The organism is Candidatus Kapaibacterium sp., assembly GCA_025059875.1.
In the GTDB taxonomy this organism is placed as follows: domain Bacteria; phylum Bacteroidota; class Ignavibacteria; order Kapaibacteriales; family HRBIN21; genus HRBIN21.
In genome coordinates, this window is sequence record JANXCT010000001.1 from 347,962 (window position 1) to 369,030 (window position 21,069).

Annotated in this window: 22 protein-coding genes; 14 read left to right on the forward strand and 8 right to left on the reverse strand. The window is 60.0% G+C overall.

What is annotated here, in order from left to right:
* Positions 1-2: 2 nt before the first annotated feature.
* Complete coding sequence (gene sufB / locus NZ960_01575; GenBank protein MCS7176308.1) at positions 3-1,448, reverse strand: Fe-S cluster assembly protein SufB; 1,446 nt, start codon at positions 1,446-1,448, stop codon at positions 3-5.
* A gap of 120 nt (positions 1,449-1,568) precedes the next feature.
* Complete coding sequence (locus NZ960_01580; GenBank protein ID MCS7176309.1) at positions 1,569-2,750, reverse strand: acetyl-CoA C-acetyltransferase; 1,182 nt, start codon at positions 2,748-2,750, stop codon at positions 1,569-1,571.
* Between the two features lie 116 nt (positions 2,751-2,866).
* Between NZ960_01580 and NZ960_01585 the strand changes: the two genes are divergently transcribed.
* Together NZ960_01585 and NZ960_01590 are read left to right on the forward strand one after the other, a co-directional pair.
* Entirely contained in the window at positions 2,867-4,417 is a 1,551-nt protein-coding gene (locus tag NZ960_01585; GenBank protein MCS7176310.1) for a VWA domain-containing protein, read from the forward strand.
* 28 nt (positions 4,418-4,445) lie between these two features.
* A complete protein-coding gene (locus NZ960_01590; protein MCS7176311.1) occupies positions 4,446-4,982 on the forward strand; it encodes a hypothetical protein in 537 nt (178 codons plus the stop codon).
* On the opposite strand, the gene recA is transcribed toward NZ960_01590, so the two are convergent.
* Positions 4,970-6,034: a recombinase RecA gene (gene recA / locus NZ960_01595; GenBank protein MCS7176312.1), complete on the reverse strand. Its 1,065-nt coding sequence runs from the start codon at positions 6,032-6,034 to the stop codon at positions 4,970-4,972. The two genes, NZ960_01590 and recA, sit on opposite strands and share 13 nt — an antisense overlap.
* 222 nt (positions 6,035-6,256) lie before the next feature.
* Between recA and NZ960_01600 the strand changes: the two genes are divergently transcribed.
* The 12 genes from NZ960_01600 (at position 6,257) to kynU (ending at position 16,460) form a co-directional block, all read left to right on the forward strand.
* Positions 6,257-7,306: an OsmC family protein gene (locus NZ960_01600; protein MCS7176313.1), complete on the forward strand. Its 1,050-nt coding sequence runs from the start codon at positions 6,257-6,259 to the stop codon at positions 7,304-7,306.
* Positions 7,307-7,311: 5 nt separating this feature from the next.
* Positions 7,312-8,424 carry a VIT1/CCC1 transporter family protein gene (locus NZ960_01605; GenBank protein MCS7176314.1) on the forward strand — a complete coding sequence of 371 codons (1,113 nt, stop codon included), beginning with the start codon at positions 7,312-7,314 and terminating at the stop codon, positions 8,422-8,424.
* A gap of 11 nt (positions 8,425-8,435) precedes the next feature.
* The gene (locus NZ960_01610; protein MCS7176315.1) at positions 8,436-10,130 is read left to right on the forward strand and encodes a penicillin-binding protein 2; all 1,695 of its coding nucleotides are present in this window, start codon (positions 8,436-8,438) and stop codon (positions 10,128-10,130) included.
* A 51-nt stretch (positions 10,131-10,181) separates the two neighbouring features.
* Positions 10,182-10,925 carry a YolD-like family protein gene (locus NZ960_01615; GenBank protein ID MCS7176316.1) on the forward strand — a complete coding sequence of 248 codons (744 nt, stop codon included), beginning with the start codon at positions 10,182-10,184 and terminating at the stop codon, positions 10,923-10,925.
* 49 nt (positions 10,926-10,974) lie between these two features.
* Positions 10,975-11,139, forward strand: a complete 165-nt coding sequence (locus NZ960_01620) for a response regulator (protein MCS7176317.1) — start codon at positions 10,975-10,977, stop codon at positions 11,137-11,139.
* On the forward strand, positions 11,088-11,462 hold the full coding sequence (locus tag NZ960_01625; GenBank protein ID MCS7176318.1) for a response regulator: 375 nt from the start codon (positions 11,088-11,090) through the stop codon (positions 11,460-11,462). Before NZ960_01620 ends, NZ960_01625 begins: the two co-directional genes overlap by 52 nt.
* Positions 11,426-12,046 (forward strand): hypothetical protein, encoded by a 621-nt coding sequence (locus NZ960_01630; protein MCS7176319.1) that lies wholly within the window; start codon positions 11,426-11,428, stop codon positions 12,044-12,046. Before NZ960_01625 ends, NZ960_01630 begins: the two co-directional genes overlap by 37 nt.
* 7 nt (positions 12,047-12,053) lie before the next feature.
* Complete coding sequence (locus NZ960_01635; GenBank protein ID MCS7176320.1) at positions 12,054-13,097, forward strand: CBS domain-containing protein; 1,044 nt, start codon at positions 12,054-12,056, stop codon at positions 13,095-13,097.
* A 70-nt stretch (positions 13,098-13,167) separates the two neighbouring features.
* On the forward strand, positions 13,168-13,449 hold the full coding sequence (locus NZ960_01640) for an HU family DNA-binding protein (GenBank protein MCS7176321.1): 282 nt from the start codon (positions 13,168-13,170) through the stop codon (positions 13,447-13,449).
* Between the two features lie 9 nt (positions 13,450-13,458).
* Positions 13,459-14,016 (forward strand): tetratricopeptide repeat protein, encoded by a 558-nt coding sequence (locus tag NZ960_01645; protein MCS7176322.1) that lies wholly within the window; start codon positions 13,459-13,461, stop codon positions 14,014-14,016.
* A 129-nt stretch (positions 14,017-14,145) separates the two neighbouring features.
* Positions 14,146-15,171 carry an amidohydrolase gene (locus NZ960_01650; GenBank protein ID MCS7176323.1) on the forward strand — a complete coding sequence of 342 codons (1,026 nt, stop codon included), beginning with the start codon at positions 14,146-14,148 and terminating at the stop codon, positions 15,169-15,171.
* Positions 15,168-16,460: a kynureninase gene (gene kynU / locus NZ960_01655; GenBank protein ID MCS7176324.1), complete on the forward strand. Its 1,293-nt coding sequence runs from the start codon at positions 15,168-15,170 to the stop codon at positions 16,458-16,460. The genes NZ960_01650 and kynU overlap by 4 nt, the downstream gene beginning before the upstream one ends.
* On the opposite strand, the gene NZ960_01660 is transcribed toward kynU, so the two are convergent.
* The 5 genes from NZ960_01660 to NZ960_01680 all read right to left on the reverse strand — a co-directional run bounded on the left by NZ960_01660 (position 16,409) and on the right by NZ960_01680 (position 21,029).
* Positions 16,409-17,245 carry an ATP-binding cassette domain-containing protein gene (locus NZ960_01660; protein MCS7176325.1) on the reverse strand — a complete coding sequence of 279 codons (837 nt, stop codon included), beginning with the start codon at positions 17,243-17,245 and terminating at the stop codon, positions 16,409-16,411. The two genes, kynU and NZ960_01660, sit on opposite strands and share 52 nt — an antisense overlap.
* Positions 17,242-19,035: an ABC transporter ATP-binding protein gene (locus NZ960_01665; protein MCS7176326.1), complete on the reverse strand. Its 1,794-nt coding sequence runs from the start codon at positions 19,033-19,035 to the stop codon at positions 17,242-17,244. Before NZ960_01665 ends, NZ960_01660 begins: the two co-directional genes overlap by 4 nt.
* A 301-nt stretch (positions 19,036-19,336) precedes the next feature.
* Positions 19,337-19,603 (reverse strand): hypothetical protein, encoded by a 267-nt coding sequence (locus tag NZ960_01670; protein MCS7176327.1) that lies wholly within the window; start codon positions 19,601-19,603, stop codon positions 19,337-19,339.
* Between the two features lie 44 nt (positions 19,604-19,647).
* A complete protein-coding gene (locus NZ960_01675) occupies positions 19,648-20,181 on the reverse strand; it encodes a hypothetical protein (protein MCS7176328.1) in 534 nt (177 codons plus the stop codon).
* A 2-nt stretch (positions 20,182-20,183) separates the two neighbouring features.
* Positions 20,184-21,029, reverse strand: a complete 846-nt coding sequence (locus NZ960_01680; protein MCS7176329.1) for an SDR family oxidoreductase — start codon at positions 21,027-21,029, stop codon at positions 20,184-20,186.
* Between the last annotated feature and the right edge of the window lie 40 nt (positions 21,030-21,069).

A 21,069-nucleotide genomic window follows, 5' to 3' on the forward strand; every position in this document is an offset into this window, starting at 1 on the left:
TGTTACCCAACACTACCCTCCAGCGAGATCGCCAGCAGCTTCTGCGCTTCTACAGCAAATTCCATCGGCAGTTGGTTGAGGACTTCGCGGCAGTAACCGTTGACGATCAGGGCCACGGCATCTTCCTCCGAGATACCGCGCTGCTGGCAGTAGAAGAGCATGTCCTCACCAATCTTGGATGTCGTTGCTTCGTGTTCGGTCACCGCTGTTGGGTTGAGCACCTCGATGTAGGGGAAGGTATGAGCCCCGCAACTGCTCCCGATGAGTAGGGAGTCGCACTGGGTATAGTTGCGGGCGTAGTCAGCCCCGCGGAGGATGCGGACCAACCCTCGGTACGTGTTGTTACTCCGCCCAGCAGCGATGCCTTTAGAGACGATACGGCTTCGGGTGTGCCGGCCGATGTGGATCATCTTGGTGCCGGTATCTGCCTGCTGGAAGCCTTTGGTGACAGCGACTGAGTAGAACTCGCCGACGCTCCCTTCACCCTTGAGGATAACACTCGGGTACTTCCACGTGATGGCAGCGCCTGTCTCCACCTGAGTCCACGAGATCTTAGACTCCTTGCCCAAGCAGATACCGCGCTTGGTGACGAAGTTGTAGATGCCACCGCGCCCCTGAGCGTCGCCCGGGTACCAGTTCTGGACAGTGGAGTACTTGATTTCCGCTCCGTCCAACGCGATCAGTTCCACGACGGCAGCGTGGAGCTGGTTTTCATCCCGCATTGGAGCGGTGCAGCCCTCTAAGTAGCTGACGTACGAGCCTTCATCAGCAATGATGAGGGTGCGCTCGAACTGTCCGGTCCGAGCAGCGTTGATGCGGAAGTACGTGGAAAGCTCAATTGGACAGCGCACTCCGGGCGGGACGTAGACAAAGGAACCGTCGCTGAATACAGCGGAGTTGAGGGCTGCGAAGAAGTTGTCCGTGTATGGCACCACGGAGCCGAGATACCGCTGCACCAGGTCTGGGTACTTCTGGATTGCCTCGCTCATGGAGCAGAAGATGATACCCAGCTCCGCCAGCTTTTCCTTGAAGGTTGTCGCAACGGAGGCGCTATCCAGAACAGCGTCAACAGCAACCCCAGCCAGTAGCTTCTGCTCCTCCAGTGGGATACCCAAACGCTCAAAGATGCGGCGAATCTCGGGGTCAACCTCGTCCAGGCTACTGACGTGTCGTTTCTTTGGTGCTGCGTAGTAGCTGATGGCCTGGTAGTCGATCGGTGGATAGGTAACCTTTGCCCACCGGGGCTCCTGCATCGTCTTCCAGTGGCGATAGGCTCGTAGGCGCCATTCGAGCATCCACTCTGGTTCGCCCTTTCGCTCCCAGATGTAGCGGATGATGTCTTCGTTGAGCCCTACTGGAGCAATTTCTTCCTCAATCTCTGCAACGAAGCCGTACTTGTATTCCGATTCCGTGACCTGCTGGAGAACGTCCTCGTACTGCGCTGGCATCGAAGCTATGTTTCACCGTGGCACGTTTCGCAGGGGCGGAGACGAAGGGAAAAAGGGACTATTTTAGTCGCCTTTTCCCGAGCTCGGTGGTCTCGCGTTAGTGATGCCAGGGACTGAGGGTTACTGGAGGTTTTCAACGATCAGCGCACTGGCCTCTCCACCGCCAATGCAGATAGCAGCCATACCGTAGCGCTTGCCGTATCGCCGAAGGGCGTGGATGAGGGTAACCAAGATGCGAGCACCCGAAGCACCAATCGGATGTCCAAGCGCAACGGCTCCACCGTGGACGTTAAGCCTCTCCAGGGGTATCCCCAGTTGCTTCTGGGCTACGAGCGCAACAACAGCGAAGGCTTCGTTGATCTCAAACAGGTCGATGTCCTCCAACTGCATGCCGGCTTTGCGTAGGACATGCCGGATTCCCTCGATGGGGGCAGTTGTGAACCATTCGGGTTTCTGGGCAACCGAGCCATGAGCGACGATGCGAGCCAATGGCTTGATCCCCAGGGCTGCTGCACGCTCTTCAGACATTACGACCACAGCAGCAGCACCGTCGTCGATAGAGCTAGCGTTTGCAGCCGTTACTGTTCCGTCGGGGCGGAAGACAGGCTTGAGGTGGGGAATCTTTTCGAAGCGCACCTTTGCAGGCTCCTCATCGGTATCGACAGTGACCGTCTGTCCGTTCGGGCGTTCGTAGGTAACAGGGACAATCTCGTCAGCGAAGTATCCCTTCGCTTGGGCCTCCAGAGCCCGGCGGTAGCTTAGGATGGCGTATTCGTCCTGTTCGTCCCGTCCAATCGAGCATGTCTTGGCACAGAGCTCAGCAGCGTCGCCCATGTGGAACTGGTTGTAGACGTCCCAGAGTCCGTCGTGGATCATGGAGTCAACGAGCTGGGCATGTCCCATGCGCAACCCTGTGCGGACTCTAGGGAGGAGGTAAGGAGCATTCGACATTGATTCTTGGCCGCCTGCAACAACGATTTCAGCGTCACCACATCGGATAGCCTGTTCAGCGAGCATAACTGCCTTCAACCCGCTGCCGCAGACTTTGTTGATGGTCATGCAGGGAACGTGTTCCGGAAGTCCAGCGAAGATGGCGGCTTGACGGGCTGGGGCCTGTCCAACACCAGCCGTGAGGACGTTGCCCATGATGACTTCATCAACGATCGCTGGCTCAATCCTAGCGCGGCGAAGCGATTCCGCAATGACGTGCGCTCCTAGGCGTGGAGCAGGAAGCTCAGACAGCGAGCCTAAGAAGGCACCAATCGGGGTACGGACAGCGGAGACGATAACGGCTGCGGGCATAGCAGAAGCGCGAGTAATGCAACACGGCCGCAAAATTACCCCCTCTCCGGCCTCTGAGCAGGCGATAGCGGCTGTAGGGAAATTTCTAATTTGCTGCAGGCAAGCCGCGCGGACTCATGGAGTCAGCACAGCGCTCGGTTGACGAAGTTGGGCTGTTCCTGCTGGCAATGCAGGAATTCGGGCTCTTTGAGGCGGTGGAGCGCCACCTACCAAAGGAGTTTGCTGCCGTCTACGAAATTGCCCGTGTCCTCCTTCGGCCGGATAATCCCCTGGCGCAGCGTCTGGCACCGCTCTTCGGGCTCTTGGCATCGCATGCTACCCTACAGCGTGAGTCGGTGTCGAAACCCCTACTACATCACCAGTTCGTGGCGGAGGAGTACGAGGCCGAACTCATCCGGCACTACCGTGACGTAGCCAGAATCTACTCGCACCAGTTTCTGCTGCCGGAGGAGGTCTTCTACCACCGCTTGGCTGAACGGTCTCTGTGGATGCCCGTTGCCCGCCCTCCGCAGGTCTACGGCTACCAGACTCAAGCCGACGTGTACGCCCCGGACATCCGCAAGCAGAAGGTGTACGTGCTGCTTGACACTTCTGCCTCTATGCAGATGCACCACCGCATCCAGTTGGCAAAGGCGATCACGTACATCTTCCTCCGACGAAACCAGGCAGAGCTTGGTGAAGTCTTCTTCCGCACTTTCGATTTGCAGTTGGGCGAACTCCTCCATGCTAGCGATCGGGCTTCGTTTGAGAAGCTGCTGCAGACTGTGCTTCGCCTCCGGGCCGTGGGCCAAGGGACGGCCTTGGAACAGGCAATTGTGACGGCAGTCAATGATATCCGCCGGCGCCCTTCGTTAGCGCAGAGTGAGATTTTGGTCATCACCGACGGGATTGCGTACTTGCACGTCCAACAGCTCCGGGAGTTGCTGGGCACGGACATCCGCTTGCATGCCGTCCGGCTGGGCGCAGGCCAGCTTCAGCTAAAGGCGAAAGCGGTGGAGGATTTTGCTTATCGGGATGACAGTGAGCCGAGCCGGCTTCTGCGGAAGCTCTCCGACGAGAAGCGCCATGTAGAACGGCTTCTGGCCAACGCCTCCGGGGAACAGCAACGGCGGTCACTGGCCAACCAGCTACGGGCACTGGAGCAGCAGTATGCGGCACTTTTTACACAGGTGGAGCAGCAGGCGCATGAGCACTACAGTACGGCCCTCCAGCAGCTCTGCACGGTGTTTGTGGCCGTGGAAGACATGGAGTTGGCCTCCCTCGTTGAGCTATCGGCGGAACGTCGGGTGCTGCTGGAGAAGGCAGTACAGCAGTTCCTGGAGCGTCTTCGGGACTTGCCAACAGCGCAGGACTACCGCGATGCAGCCGTCCTTGCTGAGTACCTAAGCTTCTTGGCAGAGTGCTGTCCCGAGGCAAGTTCTCTGCAGGCTTTAGAAGAGCAACTGCGGACTCATGTGGCACGTGTCATCCGCCAGGGGGAGTACGTGAGCGCACACCAGCGTGTGTCGCTCAACCGTATGGAGCGTCGGTCTCTGATGGTTCTGGCGGCGGCTTCTGGGAGTTCGTTGGAGTGGCTCCTGAGGTTGCTGTCTCCGCTGTACTGGTTCCGGCGCCTACGGCTGTGGCTACGGCGGCGGCTTCTGCGCTTGCGGTGGCGCTTTCGGTGAAGGTAGACCTGCAGGATGGTGAGGCGAAATGAACCGGTGGCGACTCTTCGGTTCACTGCTAGCGTTTTACGCGGGGATCACGCTGTGGGTAGGGAGCTTGGGGGTGTTCGGGATTGCGGTAGCGGGGGTTCCCTTTGAGGTCCTCTCACGCGATACGGCTGGGGTAGTGAATCGGCTCATCTTGGCACGCCTACATGTACTGGAAATTGCGGGAATCCTGCTCGTCGGAACAGGCCTGTGGCTCCTCAATCTACGGCTCCGTGGGTGGCAATGGCGGTTAGGGTTGGTGGCCTTCGTGGTGATGGTTACGCTCTTCGGCATCTACGCTGGCCTGCTGGAGCCGCTGATGAACAGCATCGCACGCGCCGTTAGCTTCGACAATCCGACGCCTGAGACGCTGGCTGCGATTGCTCGGTTTGAGGGATACCACCGCCTCTACTCTCTCCTGGCGGGGCTGACGGTAACGTGTGGTGTTGCGCTCTTTGGGTGGCAGACCTGGTTGGTGGTGCGTCTGTTGATGCCCTCTAGGGACGCCGCTGCTGGGGATGGGGCTCAGCGCTCTTGAGGTGCTAGGGGCTTTCGAGAGGCATTGCGGGTGGCTTCTCCGTCACCACGTTGTGGTAGCTTGAGAGTAGTTCGGACAGCTTCCTCGAGGCGGGCGTAGAGGGCTGGGTCTTCTTGGAGGAGCTTCCGCAAACCTTCGCGTCCCTGGACGCGTTCCTCGCCGAAGGAGAACCACGAGCCACTACGGGCAACGATACCGTACTCTACACCGAGGTCTATGAGCTCGTTGAGCCGGGAGATACCTTCGGTGTAGAGGATGTCGAACTCGCCTTCTTTGAAGGGAGGTGCCACCTTGTTCTTGACCACCTTGAAGCGGATGCGGCTGCCGACAATCTCCGTGCCCTCCTTGATGACGTCTTTGCGGCGTAGCTCGATGCGGACCGAGGCGTAGTACTTGAGAGCGTTCCCACCAGTAGTCGTCTCTGGGTTCCCGTAGAGCACGCCGATCTTGCTGCGGAGCTGGTTTGTGAAGATCACGACGGCATTCGAGCGGCCAATAGCAGCGCTGAGCTTCCGCATTGCCTGTGACATCAAGCGTGCCTGCAGCCCAACTTGGGCATCCCCCATCTCCCCTTCAATCTCAACCCGTGGCGTGAGGGCTGCGACAGAGTCAACTACGACGACGTCCACAGCACCACTCCGCACGAGTGTCTCCACGATCTCCAGCGCTTGCTCTCCGAACTCTGGCTGGGAGAGCAGTAGGTTGTTGAGGTCTATCCCTAAGCGCTGAGCGTACTGGATGTCTAGCGCATGCTCGGCATCCACAAAGGCAGCGATGCCGCCCTGCCGTTGGGCTTCTGCGATGATGTGGAGGCATACGGTCGTTTTGCCCGAGGATTCGGGGCCGAAGATTTCCACGATGCGTCCGCGGGGGACACCACCAACTCCAATTGCAGCGTCCAAGGTCAGGCTGCCCGTAGAGATGGCTTCCACGGGAACGACCTGGGAGTCGCTTAGGCGCATGATGGCCCCCTTACCGAACTGCTTCTCGATTTGGTCGATCGCTAACTGCAGGGCCTTCTGCTTCGCTTCTGCCGGTCGGGCCTCGGGCATTAGGGGTCCGTTCTGCTGTTCAACAGCCGTCTTCTCGCACCTCAAGGCGTGGTACTACGGCGAGGATACGCGTGCTCAGAAGACGTTCGCAGAAGGGGTTTCATGCATACAGCGGTTGTTCCCGACGGGGCCTTTTGGCTAAGTTTGCGGGGCAAATGCCAACCGTTGACATGGATGCCAGCGCTGTAAGCTACTGGCCCGAGCGATACCGTCGGGGGGAAGATGGGATGGGACTTGGGTAGAGAGACACCGGTACTCCGGGAACTCCTTCGGCAGCGGTCTTTCCCCCTCTTACCGCGGGTGGACGGAAAGCAGACTCGTGTCGTCCCAGGATGCGGTTTCGGACACGACATTAACATTATCTTGCTGGCACGCGAGGGGTACGACGCGGTCGGAGCAGACTTCGCACCTGGACCACTATGGTGGCTGGCGGACCAACTCCAGCAGCAGGGACTGCAAGCAGAGCTCATCTATGAGGACATTTTCCAGCTCCCTGCGGTTTGGGCCAGGCCTGCTGGCGCAGTGTGGGAGTATACGTGCTACTGTGCGATTGACCCCCAACGGCGCGGGGAGTACTTTGCTGCCATGGCTGGCTTGCTGCATCCTGGGGGGCGGTTGGTGTGGCTCTTCTTCCCGCTGGACTCCATAGTAGGCGGGGATGGTCTTGCCCTTCGTTGTGAATACGACAGAAGCGGTGGAATTGATGCAGCAGCAGGGCTTTCGCCCTGTGGAGGTGGTATATCCCAAGGCTTCGCATCCAGTAAGGGCTGGTGGGGAAGTGTTGCTCATGTTCCAAAGGACTACAGGGAGCGTGCGATGAAGGCAGTTTTGGAACTCGTCGATACTGGCATGCGTTTGGAGGGACGCAATGAGCGTGGACAGCGCACGTACTTTGATGCTGACCCGAGCGTTGGGGGGAGCGACACAGCACCGCGCCCAATGGAGCTCTTCCTCCAAGCGATGATGGCTTGTACGGCCATGGATGTGCTCAGCATCATCCGGAAGAAGCGGCGGACGGTGACGACCTTCCGAATCAGTGCGGAGGCAGAGCGAGCGCCGGAGCATCCCAAAGTCTTTCGGCGTATCCATCTCCGTTACGAGCTCGTCAGCCCCGATGCGACGGAGCAAGACTTGCAGCGGGCCGTGGAGCTGTCGCAGAGTACCTACTGCAGTGCCTCCATCATGGTGCGCCGTTCGGGGTGCGAGATAACGTGGGAGGTTCTCCTGCGTCGCCCAGAGGAAGTAGAGGTGATGCCACAGTCGGCAGAGTAGCCCACATGGAGACCCGCCGGCTCTTGGAACACTGGCATGATGAGCGGGAGTCCGCTCTCATCTACGACGCATTGGCTGAAGCAGAGTCCGACACCGAACGACAGGCGCTTTATCGAGAGCTAGCTGAGGTAGAGCGTCGGCATCAGGCATGGTTTGAGGAGCTCCTTCGGAGCCAAGGCGTGAGTCCGAAGCCGCGCCCGCTCAGCTTACGGACACGCTTCCTCCTGTGGATGATTCGCCGAGGCAATGCCCGCTTTGTGGTACACGCGCGTATCAACGAAGAGGCACGCGAGGTTCGGCAGTATCTCCGTGAGCAGCCCCGTCTCTCAGGGCGGCTTCGAGAGGTGACCTCCCGGGTAGCTCGGGACGAGGCAGAGCACATTGCCGAATTGAACCGACTGCTGGGGAACGGAAGCGAGCCCTGGCATCGGATGGAGTCGGGGGGCTTCTTACGCAACGTCGTCTACGGCTTCAACGATGGCCTTACGGCGAACTTCGGACTCGTCATGGGTGTCATCGGGGCAGAGGTTGCTCCCCACATTGTGCTCTTGTCGGGCATTGCCGGTTTGGTGGCCGACGCACTCTCTATGGGTGCCAGTGGCTACCTGGCAGCGAAGAGTGAGCGGGAGGTCTACGAGCACGAAATCCAAACGGAGCGAGAAGAGCTGCAGTTGATGCCAGAGCTGGAGCGAGAGGAGCTAGTGCTGCTCTACCGTGCAAAGGGAATGCCGCCGGAGCAGGCCCAGCAGGCTGCAGAGCAGGTCATGGCTGATCCAGAGCTTGCTCTCCGCGAAAAGGTACGGGAGGAGCTTGGGATTGGTGAATTCCGGAGCTCACCGTTGCGAGAAGGGGTCACCACCGGGATAGCAACAGCCTTGGGAGCACTCGTGCCTGTTATCCCGTTCCTGTTTGGGCACAGCACGTTGGTCGTCTGGATCTCCTTCACCGTGAGCATGCTCATGCACTTCGTCGTTGGGGCAGCTCGGAGCATCTTCACGGGCCGCGGGGCGTTCAGGAGCGGGCTGGATATGTTCCTGGTTGGGCTTGGAGTTGCAGTCGTCGGTTACGTCGTTGGTGACCTCCTCATGCGCCTGTTCCAGGTCGGTGCTGGTGGGTGAGCCATTCGCGAATGCGTGCTGTAGAGGGGCGCCAAATCCCTGGACGCCGTTGGTTAGTGCAGCTCGTGGGCATTGGACTATCTGCCGGCTTCATACTTGTGTGGGCACGGCTTGCTATGCTCCATCTCTTCGCCAGCTCCGAGCTGCGGGAGGCACTCCACGGGCAGGCATATGTCTCTGTGCTGTCACTGCCTCAACGCGGGCGCATCGTGGATTGCCGAGGCGAGACGATTGCTGAGAGCGTCCAGGGGGTATCGTATGGAGTTGACCCGGCAATGGTGCGGTGTGCGGAATGCCTCTGCCGGCGGGTGCAGGAAGTGCTGGCCATCCCGGAGGCGGAGTGCTTGGAGCGGATTGCTACGGCAAAGGGGCGCTTCTTCTGGCTGCGCCGTGGTATTTGGGGCAAGGAGACGCTTGGGCTGGACACACTCTCGGAGCCTGGACTGGTGCGGCTGCGCGAGCGTGTGCGTGTCTATCCGCACGGTGACCTCTTCCTGCCAGCAGTGGGCAGCGTTGGCGTGGACCAACAAGGGCTGTCGGGGTTGGAGCTCGTCTACGACTCCGTGCTGCGGAAGAACCCAGAGCCAATCGTGATGCGCCGCGATGCTCGGGGATACCTCTCGCCGCAGGTAGAACATGTCCTGGAGTCCGGAAGGCGCCCTCCAACACTACGGACGACGCTGGATGGTGAACTCCAGAGCATCGTGGCTTACGAACTATCCGAAGGCGTACGTCGGGTAAAGGCCGCTTCCGGTTTGGCGCTAGCGATAGAGCCGTCCACTGGTGCCGTGCGGGCTATGGTGGTCGTCCCTACGCCGCCGCGCGGGAGTGCTCATGCGCCGATCGTCAGCGACGTCTACGAGCCTGGGTCTATTCTCAAGCCCCTCATAGCAGCGGCGGCTCTAGAGCAAGGTCTTCTGCGCCTGTCAGATACCCTCTTCGGGCATCATGGAGTATGGGATGGCGATGGCTATCGAATTGTCGACGAGCACCCGCTGGGATACACAACGTTGCGAGAAGCACTAGCGTGGTCCAGCAACGTCATCTTCGCCAAAGTAGCCCAGGGCCTGTCCCCTCGACTCCTGTATCGCTACATCCGTGACTTCGGCTGTGGGCTTCCGACGGGCATCGAACTGCCTGGCGAAGCACCTGGGATTGTCCCAAAGCCGCACCAGTTCCAGCCTTTGACCGCGCTCTTCTGGGGCTTTGGCTACGGGTTAGCGGTGACCCCACTCCAGCTAGCCTGCGCTTACGCTGCCATTGCCAACGATGGCGTCCTGATGCGCCCGTACTTGGTAGAGGCGGTGCTGGATCCAGATGGGACGAAGCTCCAGAAGTTCTCCCCACAGCCTGTCCGCAGGGTTTTGACGGTCCCGGTAGCGCAGCAGCTCCGGCAGCTTCTCCGGAGTGTGGTAGAGGAGGGGACGGGACGGCCTGCCTATCTTGCGGGGATTGCCGTTGCGGGCAAGACAGGGACAGCACAGCAGCTTGTTGGAGGGCAGTATAGCCGCGAACACCATACGGCCTCGTTCGTGGCTCTCTTCCCGGCGGACCGTCCTCGGTTGGTGCTACTGGTGATGCTCCTACGCCCACAAGGGGGCGGCTCTGGGGGACATACCGCCGCCCCAGTCGTCCGCCGAATCCTCCAGCGGATGATGGCCCATCCGCGCTTGAGCTGGTACGTTGCGCCTAACGGCACTGCCTAAAGGTAGCGTTCGTCATAGCCTGCGTACATCTGTGGTGTCCTCGGCAGAGTGATGGACCAGCCTACATCGGAACGCATAGCCTGGCTCCAAGGTGTACGCTACCTCTTGCGGCCTAGCCATCTGGTTCCCCTACTCGGAGCTCATGCCGGTAAGGTCTTCGCGATGGCCCTGCTCTGTATGACGGGAGCGTCGGTGGTAGTCAATTGGCTCTACGCCGAAAACCCGACGCTCCGAGAACAGATGCGTCGTATGGCTGAGCAGCGGCTTGAGGACTACTTCGCCCGGCATCCGGAGATTACTGAGCAGCAGCGTGCAGAGATCCGCCAGCGCTTGCAGGAGGGATTAGCCTTCTCGCTACCGCGGAGCCTGCTCGGAGGGCTGTTCACGAATGTCATCACACTGTTGTCGCTTGCAGGGCTCCTGTGGCTACTGCAGCCGCTTGTTGGGGTGCAGTGGAAGAGCTTATCGTTTGCGGTTCTGGTGACGGCTCTGGGATACTGTAGCCTCGTAGGCGCAGCAGGTGAGGTCATCACCGCGGTCGTCCAGACACTTGGGGGGTCCATTCAGATACAGCCTGGACTTGCCCTGTTCGTTCCATACGAGGCTGACCCGACGCTGTTTTCTGTGCTGTCGCGGATGCACGTCGGGGCAATTGCGCAGTTCGGCATGCTGGGGTACCTCTTTGGGCGAGTGGCGGCAATACCTTTGTGGCATGGGATGGTGTGGAGCTTTGCTGCCTGGGGACTGTGGTTGGGGGCAATCTACGCAACGGCAGTCGTTGTTCTCCGCGGGTAAGTGGAATTGGTATTTTTGTGCTGCGTAGCTCACAGCAGAGGGTGTAGCGGTGGCTGCTCCTTACGTGCTCGTAGTGGACGACAACCGGATTATGGTCAAGCTCCTGCGGCGCTACCTTGAGAAGTACGGCTACGAGGTTGGCGAGGCATACAACGGGATGGAGTGTCTGAGGCCGTTGCGCAACGCCTGCCCGATGCAATCGTACTGGATGTGATGATGCCGCAGATGGACGGCTATACAACGCTTCAGCGGCTACGGCAGGACCCTGCAACGGCGCTGGTTCCAGTGGTCATTGTGACGGCCCTCACCGATGCTCCAAACCAGCTTCGGGCGATAGAGGCAGGAGCCCACGACTTTCTCGGCAAGCCCGTTGACGAGCGTCTGCTGGTCGCGAAGGTACGTCTCCTGACGACTCTTAGCCAGCTGCGGCGGGCATGTCAGCTCCTGTACCATCATGCCCACCAGCATGGGGTCCCCATACCACCAGAGATCCGCGAGCTATGGAGCTCCCTTGGCTTTACCGAACAACCCTCCTGAGCACTCTCTGGTTGGGGATCTCTGGCTGCCAGGCAGTCCGCCAAGTCACAGAGGCACTTGTCGGCATTGAGCACCTCCAGTTCCGTCTCAACGGCATCACGGATGTCCAGTTGGTAGGGATCTCTCTGGGCCAGAAGCAAAGGGTCAGCGACTTTAGCGCCGTGGAGGCAGCACAGTTGCTAGCATCCTATCGGGCCGGGAGCTTGCCGGTGGACTTCATACTCCAGGTAGCGGTCCGCAATCCAAACGATGGTACTATGGGGCGCCGTCAGCTCCCAATTCGGCTGGCGGCAATGGAATGGAGATTGCTGCTGGATGAGGTCCCTACGATACGAGGGACACTGGCACAGCCAGTGGAGATCGCAGGTGGTGCAGAGACGTTGTTGCCTCTGCAAATTAGGGTGGACCTAGTAGAGTTCTTCCAGCAGCGGCGGTATGAGGATGTGCTCCGTCTGGCACTGGAGCTTGGCCAGGGGCAACTGTCTCGAGTTTCACTAGACGTTCAGCCGACGCTCCAGACTCCTCTTGGGGAGATCCGTTATCCGAGGCCAGTCCGAGTGGTAGCGGCAGAGTTCCGTCCGTAACTGCTCCATGGAAGAGCTCTTGTGGCTCGTACTTTGGGGTACTCTGCTGGCGCAGATTGCCTTAAATCTCTGGCGGGGCGTGGTGGAGGAAGAGCCATGGATGCTCATGGCTGAGCGCTCAGGTGAGGAGGTGCGTCTACACCGAGCTGTGCTGAGCTTTTGGGAGACTGTTGTCGAGGGGGCCTTTCTCTTCGCCGTCTTCTTCTTGCTACAGCAGTGGGGACTGCCGATGTGGGGGCGGCTCGTGGGGGTAGCGGTGGCGATACTCCTCGTGGGGTGCCTGAGACCGATGGCCCAGGTGGTAGGGATGTTGTACCCGGAGCCCCTCTTCCGAGCGCTGCGAGGCTTCTTCTGGCTGCTCCATCGAACGGAGGTCCCTTGGCGCTTCTTGCTGCGTTGGCTTCCTCGACGCCAAGAAGCGGAGCTTGTACGGCAAGAGCTCTCCGCGGTCGTGGAGACAGCCCGCCAAGAGGGGGCCTTGGAGCCGGAAGAGTACCGGCTGGTGACGAACCTCATGCGCCTTCGGAATATTCGAGTCGCTGATGTCATGACGCCCCGCACGGTGATGGTCTCCTGCCCTGCGGACATCAGCGTGCGGGATGCTCTCCGTATCCCTGAGCTCCGGAACTACTCGCGAATTCCTGTGTGGGAAGGAGAGCCGGACACGATCATTGGCTATGTGCTGACAAAGGAGCTCCTCTGGGCCTTCTGGGAAGGCAGAGCGGAGATCCCCGTTCGGCAGCTCGTCCGCGAGGTCCACTTCTTGCCCGAGACCTTGGAGCTAGACCATGCACTAGAGGCCTTCTTGGAGAAGCGGCAGCATCTCTTCGTCGTCGTGGATGAATACGGGGGCGTAGAGGGGATTCTGACGCTGGAGGACATCGTGGAGACGCTGTTGGGGGTGGAAATCGTTGACGAGGCGGACAAGGTTGCTGACCTCCGCGAGCTTGCAAAACTGCTGCGGCAGGAGCGGATTGCGCGTTCTCGAGGTGTGTCGGCCGGAGGGATTCAGTCAGCGGAGGGGCAGGGCAAGGAGACCATGGAAGCATGACCACGGCCGGGATGGAATTGGAGGAGGGCGCTGTAAGTTTGCTCCGCTGTAGCTTGAGCAAAGGAGTGGGATGCGACGTCAGGATGCAGTGCGGTACGTGAGCCAGAAGACGGGAATCCAGCCATCACGGGTGCGCGCCGTGCTTGAGCACCTTTTGGAGTTCGTCCAGGAACAGGTTGCGCGGGGTGAGCGAGTTGACTTTCGGGGATTTGGGGCGTTCTTCCTGCGACGGCGACGTCCGCGGATGGCCCGCAATCCACGAACGGGCGAGCCTGTTCCCGTCGGCGAGCGACATGTGCCAGACTTCAAGCCTTCACCGAAGTTCATCCGAAGGGTTCAGCAGCAAGGTTGAGGTGAATCCGTGCGGAGCTGGGTCATTGCTGTGGCGGTTGTTGTCGTATTGAGCCTTGGCTCCTGGCTGCTGAAACAAGTCTTCCGTCCGGTGCCTGCCTCGGCAACGGCAGGGGAGCCGGAGCTGTCCCAGGAACAGCAACAGCGCCTGAGCGTGCTCCAGCAGCAGTTGGCACGGGACTCTACCAACCTAGTCGCCGTGCTGGAGTTGGCGAATCTCTACTACGACATAGGACGTTTCGCTGAAGCAGTCCCGCTCTACCAGCGCTATCTGGCAGCCGATCCAGGCCAGGCCGAAGTGCGGATAGACTACGCCTATGCCCTCTTCGCTAGCGGTCAGCAGGCAGCGGGAATTAGGGAGCTGCGTCGGGTATTGGAGCGCTTCCCTGATCACCCGATTGCACTCTTCAATCTCGGTGTGCTCTTAGCCCAGTCTGGCGACCTCCAGGGGGCTCGGCAATCATTTGAAGAGCTTATCCGTCTGCATCCTGCGCTCCCCCTGGCCGAGAGGGCGCAGCAGGCACTACGGACGTTAGACTCGCTCCAGGCAAGTTCCACAAAACCGTAAGAGGCCGATGCCGTGTGGTCGGAAGCGTAAGCGTTACAAGATGAATCGCCACAAGCTCAAGAAGCGGCGTCGGAAGAATCGCCACAAGAAGAAGCGGTAATCTAGCTGCTCCCCTAGGGAGCGGGCACTATGGCACTGCGTAAGATAGATGTCCATGCTCACATTGTGCCTCCTAAGTGGCCTGATCTGAAGAGTCGCTTCGGCTACGGAGGCTTCGTCCGGATGGAGCACTATGCCCCCGGGCGGGCTCGAATGGTGCGTGATGATGGGGTGGTCTTCCGGGAGCTGCAAGAGAACAGTTGGAACCCGGAGTGCATCCTACAGGACATGGACCGACACGGGGTGGAGATGATGGTGCTCTCCACGGTGCCGGTGCTCTTCTACTACTGGGCCCGCCCTAAGGACTGCTACGAGTGGTCCCGATTCCTCAACGACCATCTGGCGGAGGTGGTCGCCCGTTTCCCGAAGCGGTTCTTGGCGCTCGGAACAGTCCCTCTGCAGGATGTAGACTATGCCATTCGCGAGCTGGAGCGCTGCGTCCAGGAGCTTGGCTTCCCAGGGGTGGAGATTGGCTCCAACGTGAACGGACGGAACCTGGATGACCCCGAGTTCTTTCCCTTCTACGAAGCGGCCCAAGAGCTTGGCGCTGCACTTTTTGTCCATCCGTGGCAGATGTTGGGGCGTGAGCGGCTACAGCGCTACTTCTTGGAGTGGCTCGTTGGAATGCCGGCAGAGACGACAGTAGCCATCTGCTGCTTCATCTTCGGAGGAGTCTTCGACCGGTTCCCTCGGCTGCGCGTCCTCTTCGCCCATGGGGGTGGCTCCTTTGCTTTCACGCTGGGCAGGATTGCGAAGGGGTATGAGGCACGCCCGGATCTCTGCAACGTCAATGCCATCAGCAATCCCCGAGCGTACGTAGGGCGTTTTTGGGTTGACACCGTCACGCATGACCCGCGAGCTCTCCGCTTCTTGCTGGAGACCTTTGGCCCCAACCGAGTGGTCTACGGCACCGATTACCCTTTCCCGCTGGGCGATCTGGAGCACGGGCGCTTCATTGAGGAGACGGGATTGCCTGAAGACGTGCTCCGCCGCGTCTTTGCGGAAAACGTGCAGGAGTTCCTCGGGCTGACGCAGCCGGCAGCGCTTCGGTCATGAGGAGCGAGTACGAGGCAACGGAGGAGTATGCCCGGCACTTGGATGACTCCGACCCCATAGCGGAGTTTCGCCGGCGCTTTTTCATTCCATGTCGAGACGGCAAAGAACTCGTCTACTTCTGCGGCAACTCGCTCGGGTTACTGCCCAAAGAGGCGGAAGTAGCAGTCCACGAAGAACTTCGCCGCTGGGCTGAGTTGGCAGTGGATGGGCACTTCCACGGCCCACTCCCGTGGTTTTCGTACCACCGCACAGTGACGGAGTACCTTGCTGAGCTGGTGGGAGCGCAGCCACACGAAGTCGTGGCGATGAACTCGCTATCGGTCAACCTCCACTTGCTCCTTGCCAGCTTCTATCGGCCGGCTGGGCGACGCACCAAAATCCTCATGGAGCACTACCCCTTCCCTTCAGACCTCTACGTTGCCCAGACACACTTGCGATGGCACGGACTAGAACCCAGCCAGCACATCGTTCTCGTCGAGCCCCCGCTAGATGGGCATTTGTCGCGCACAGAGGATATCTGCTCCCGGATTGCAGAGTTCGGAGAAGAGTTGGCCCTTGTCTTCCTCAGCGGCGTGCACTACTACACTGGACAGCGATTCGAGATTGAGCCAATTGTGCAGGCGGCTCACGCTGTGGGGGCACATGTCATCTTGGACCTGGCCCATGCTATCGGCAACGTAGAACTCCAGCTCCATGCCTGGGGAGTAGACGCTGCGGCATGGTGCTCGTACAAGTACCTCAACTCTGGCCCAGGTGGGGTTGGGGGCATCTTCGTCCACGAGCGGCATGCCACTGATAGAAGCAGGGTGCGGTTAGGGGGATGGTGGGGGACTCCGGAGGAGACTCGCTTTCGCCTCTTGCCGGAGTTCCTTCCGACTCTTGGGGCGGAGGGGTGGCAGCTCAGCAACGCCCCGGTCTTGCCCTTGGCGGTTCATCGCATAGCGCTTCGGCTCTTCCATGAGGCTGGCTTTGAGCTGCTCTGCGCGAAGCGGGATTGGCTCAGCAGCTATGCCGAATACTGGATTGAGACTGTGCGTCAGGCGGTACCCAAAGCCCCTCTGCGCCTTCTGACGCCCTCTGATCTTCGCCATCGGGGGTGCCAGCTTTCGCTCTGGGTCGGTGAGAACGGCCAAGAGCTTTACAACCGGCTCCAGGCTGCTGGGATCGTCGTGGATTGGCGAGAGCCGAACGTTATACGGCTGGCCCCTGTGCCGCTCTACAATAGCTTCCGGGACGTCTACATCTTCGGAAGGACACTGCTGGAGGCAGCGCGGGCTCTGTGGGGGTAGGAGTCTAAAGGGATGACGTACCGCTCCAAGAAGCGCTGCACGATTGGCTCGCTGCTCTGCAGCATCTCCTCTGGGGTTCCGACGAAGCGGATGATCCCCTCGTCGATCAAGGCCACGCGGTGGGCGATCCGGAGGACGGTGAACATATCGTGTGTGATGACGACCGAGGTCACCTGTAGCCGCTGGGCCAGTTCGGCGATGAGGGAGTCAATCTGCTCGGAGGTGACGGGGTCCAAGCCGCTTGTGGGTTCGTCATAGAAGACGTACTCTGGGTTCCCGACCAGCGCTCGGGCAATCCCCACGCGCTTGCGCATGCCACCGGAGAGATCAGCGGGGTACTTGCGGCAGAGGAGCTCGTATTCCCGCTGGAACTCGCGACTGTTGGCTTCTTCCAATGGCGGCAGAAGCCCAACGGCGCTGAGGACGCGCTGCGCCTCGCGGTGCAAGACTTCAGGCTGGCGGATGTCGTGCTCGTAGAGTCCAATGACGACGTTCTCGAGCACGGATAGCGAGTCGAAGAGTGCTGCACCCTGGAAGACATATCCGAAGCGCCGCCGGAGCTGGAACCACTCATCCCGCCGGAGCTTGGTGACCTCTTGCCCGTCAATCCAGATTGTGCCGGAGTCGGGGCGTAGAAGCCCGACGATGTGCTTCAGGAGTACCGTCTTGCCAGAGCCAGAGCGCCCGATGATGCATGTGGTCTGGCCTGTGGGAATCTTCAGGCAGACGTCTTGGAGGACAACCTTTGGGCCGAAGCGCTTTGTGAGGTGGAGGACTTCAATCATGCCGGTGCCGTTCCCACACGCTGGTGCTGGAGCTGCTCTAACCGAGCGCCAGGGATGGCAGCAATGAGGGTCCTCGTGTAGTCGTGCCGTGGGTTCCGGTAGAGTTCTTCGGCGTCGCCAATTTCCACGATGCGCCCGGACTGCACGACGGCGATTCGATCGCTAATGAACTTGACGACGCTCCAGTCGTGGGTGATGAAGAGGTAGGTTAGCCCAAACTCCTCGCGCAGCTCGACCAAGAGGTTGAGTACTTGGGCCTGGACGGAGACATCGAGGGCTGAGACAGGCTCATCGCAGACGATGAAACGGGGCCGAACGGCGAGGGCCCGAGCGATGACGAGGCGCTGGCGCTGGCCGCCGGAGAACTCGTGTGGGTAATGCCAGAAGTGGCGTGGCTCCAAGCCAACCCGGTGGAGGAGCCAGAACACGTACTCACGGCGCTCGCGGTCTGAGTCGAAGAGCTGGTGGACCCGCAGGACCTCCATAAGAGCGCTGCCAACTGAGAGCCGGGGGTTAAGCGAGGCATAGGGGTCCTGGAAGATAATCTGCATTTGACGTCGGAGGGCTTTCAGCTCTGCTGGCTTGAGGGCGAGGAGGTCCTGCCTATCGAAGAAGACCCTTCCGCCTGTGGGCTCAATGAGGCGTAAGATAGCGCGCCCGGTGGTCGTCTTGCCGCTGCCAGATTCGCCCACCAGCCCTAGCGTCTCTCCCCGGCGGATCGAGAAGGAGACGCCGTCGACGGCCTTGACGAAGCCACGAGTTCTGCTGAATAGACCTTTGCGGATTGGAAAGTAGACGCGCAGATCCTCTACCTCCACCAGCGGAACTTCTCCAGCTATAGCGGTAGTGCGAGCGGCCAGCTCTTCAGGACGGAGGGTGAGGGAATTGATGTACTCTTGGACACTGATGTGGAGCCGTTCCTGAGTAGCGCCGTCCGGCAGTTCCTCCATGAAATCTCGCACTGTTGGGAGCCGCCGTAGCTTCCGGTCTAACCGCGGCCGACACGCTAGTAGTCCCTTTGTGTATGGGTGCTGTGGCTCTGTGAAGATTTGTTCCAGCGGGCCATACTCTACGATGCGCCCTCTGTACATGACGGCGACTTCGTCAGCGATCTCCGCCACTACGCCCAAGTCGTGCGAGATGAAGATGAGAGCCATCTGGTGAGAGCGCTGGAGCTGACGCATCAGCTCAAGGATTGTCGCTTGGACAGTCACGTCCAGTGCTGTCGTGGGTTCGTCAGCAATCAGGATATCGGGCTCACAGCTCATCGCCATGGCAATCATGACACGCTGCTTCTGCCCGCCCGAGAGTTGGTGGGGATAGCTTTGGGCGATGAGCTCTGGGTCCTGCAGTCCAACTTCAGCGAACAGCTCCAGTGTGCGCTGGTATGCCTCCTGACGACTCATGGAGCGATGGATCGTGAGGGCCTCCATGACCTGATCCCCGCAGCGGAAGACGGGATTCAGGGAGGTCATAGGCTCCTGGAAGATCATAGCAATGCGGTCGCCACGGTACCGCTGCATTTCGCGTTCGGGCAGAGAGAGGAGGTCCACAACCCGGCCATCCTGGTGGTGGAAGAGGACCTTGCCGCTCACGATGCGTCCAGCTGGGGCAGGCACGAGCCGCATCAGCGAGAGCGCTGTCACGGACTTCCCAGAGCCCGATTCGCCTACGATTCCCAGTGCCTTGCCCCGATCTAGGCGGAAGCTGACCTGGTCTACTGCTCGGATTACGTACTGCTCCGAGCGAAATTCCACCGTAAGGTCTCGGACTTCCAGCACCGTTGGCATGCGTCGCACTCCAGTCACATCGAGAGGTACAAACTTAGGGACCACTGGCTACCGTGGTAGCATGGGGGACCGGAGGGCAGCACAGGATACTACGACTTCGGGAACTCGCGGCGAAGCTGCGAGAAGAACTCCTGAGCCTTGAGGTGGTCATTCTCTGCACATACTAGATGCCCGGGGCGGAGCAAGAGTCGTTCTCGCAGAGAAGGCCTGCTGTCGGGCTGCTGTAGAAGTTTGTATTGAGCGTGTCTCTGAAGGCTAGCCCAATGCTGCCATGCACTCGGCGACGTGGAAGAGGGCTTCGTTAGCTGGAGAATCGGGCTGCGGAGAGGGCCGTGAGACGCTGCAACAGTACTAGTGCCGAGTCGTGCTCCTCTTGTTGGAAGAGCCGTAGAGCTTCAGCATGCGTTGTCAGTGGCGTGCCAGTAGAGACTACTCCTGCTGCTACGACGAGCGTGTCGCTGAACCGCTGTAGGGTTGTAGGAGCCACAGGGGCCTGCGCTAGACTGCGTGCAGCGAAGGGGTGTGGGTGCACGGGAGAGGCTCGGAGAGCAGTACACCCAACCCACATAGCACAGCAACACTATCAGCTGCCGTAGACGTGGTGCAGGGGCATCAGCGGAAGTAGTACATCAGCCCGAACTGGGGTAGTGGAAGTACCTGCAGAGCGTCGCCATTGGTGTAGGCGGTAATCGCGAGTTCAGCCCCTAAGGCCAGGAGCTCGACGAGGAAGACCTCAGCCCCTAGCCCTACTCCGAACCGAACTGGCCAGATTGGCTCTGGCTTAGAGTCTGTCGTGTGCGAGTAGTAACCTAGCCCGGCTAAGAGGTAGGTCCTGTAGCTGGGGGTAGCACTGAGGCGGTAATGGACTTCGCCGCCGAGGCACCAGAAGCTGGTTTTCTTTAGCTTGAGGATGCCGGCGTTGAGCTCCCCTCCCCACCGAACTGGTGAGGAGATGCGGAAACTCAGCCCTATGCCGCTCATCCAGCCGACCTGGAGGCCAGCACCGTAGTAAGTATAGAGCTCAAACGGATCTGCCGCTGTCACCGGCCGGGGCGGGCGGCCATCCTGTGGCTCTACGCGGTACTGCGGGATTTGCTGTGCAATCGCACTACCAAGTGTCACGAGAACAAGGCAGAGAAGACGCATTCCTACGACATCTGAGGTATGTGAGACTCACTCTTCTCGGGCTTCCACCAAGTGACGTCAACGACGTTCTCACCCCCGTCAGCAGCAATAACTGCGCCGTTAATCCAAGCTGCTTCAGGACGGACTAATAAGGTGACGATGCGTGCGACGTCTTCTGGGGTCGTCAAGCGATGGTACGGATTGCGGCCGATGGCGTTCTCTATGAGGATCTCATGCCCGGGGATACGCCGCAGGGCAGGAGTGTCGGTGACGCCGGCCCGGATGGCGTTCACTGTGATGCCGTAGGGAGCCAGCTCTAGAGCCAATTGCCGGACGTACGCTTCTAGCGCGGCCTTTGCTGCAGAGACTGCGCCGTACATCGGAATGGCACGTTCGCTGCCGGCACTCGTCATGGCTAGGATCCGACCTCCAGCACCAATGAGTCCTTCCCTGATGAGCTCTTGGGTCCAGTAGACGAGGCTGTTGGCCATCACATCTAGCGTCATCTCAAGCTGCTTCTGGCTGATGCTCTCCTGAGGAGGAGCAGCGACGAGTGGGAGGAGCGTGCCGAACGCCAGAGAGTGTAACAAGACACGCACGGTCGCTCCGGGATGGAGACTGAACTCTTGCTTCAGCACCCCTACAACTGTTCGGCGACAGGTAGGATCAGCCGCATTCTGGTTGAAGAAGAGAACGCGAACCCCGCAGGCTTGGAGTTGAGCTTTGAGCTCGTCAACCTTGGGCAAGGTTGCAGCCCGGTCCAAGTGGACTCCGACGATATGGTATCCCTCGCGGGCCAGGGCTAACGCAGTGGCGCGTCCGAAACCGCTGGAGGCCCCTAGTATAACGGCGTACAGCGGCTGCTCCATCGAACCCCTTGACAGTGGCACTTCGTGGGCGTCGCAAAGA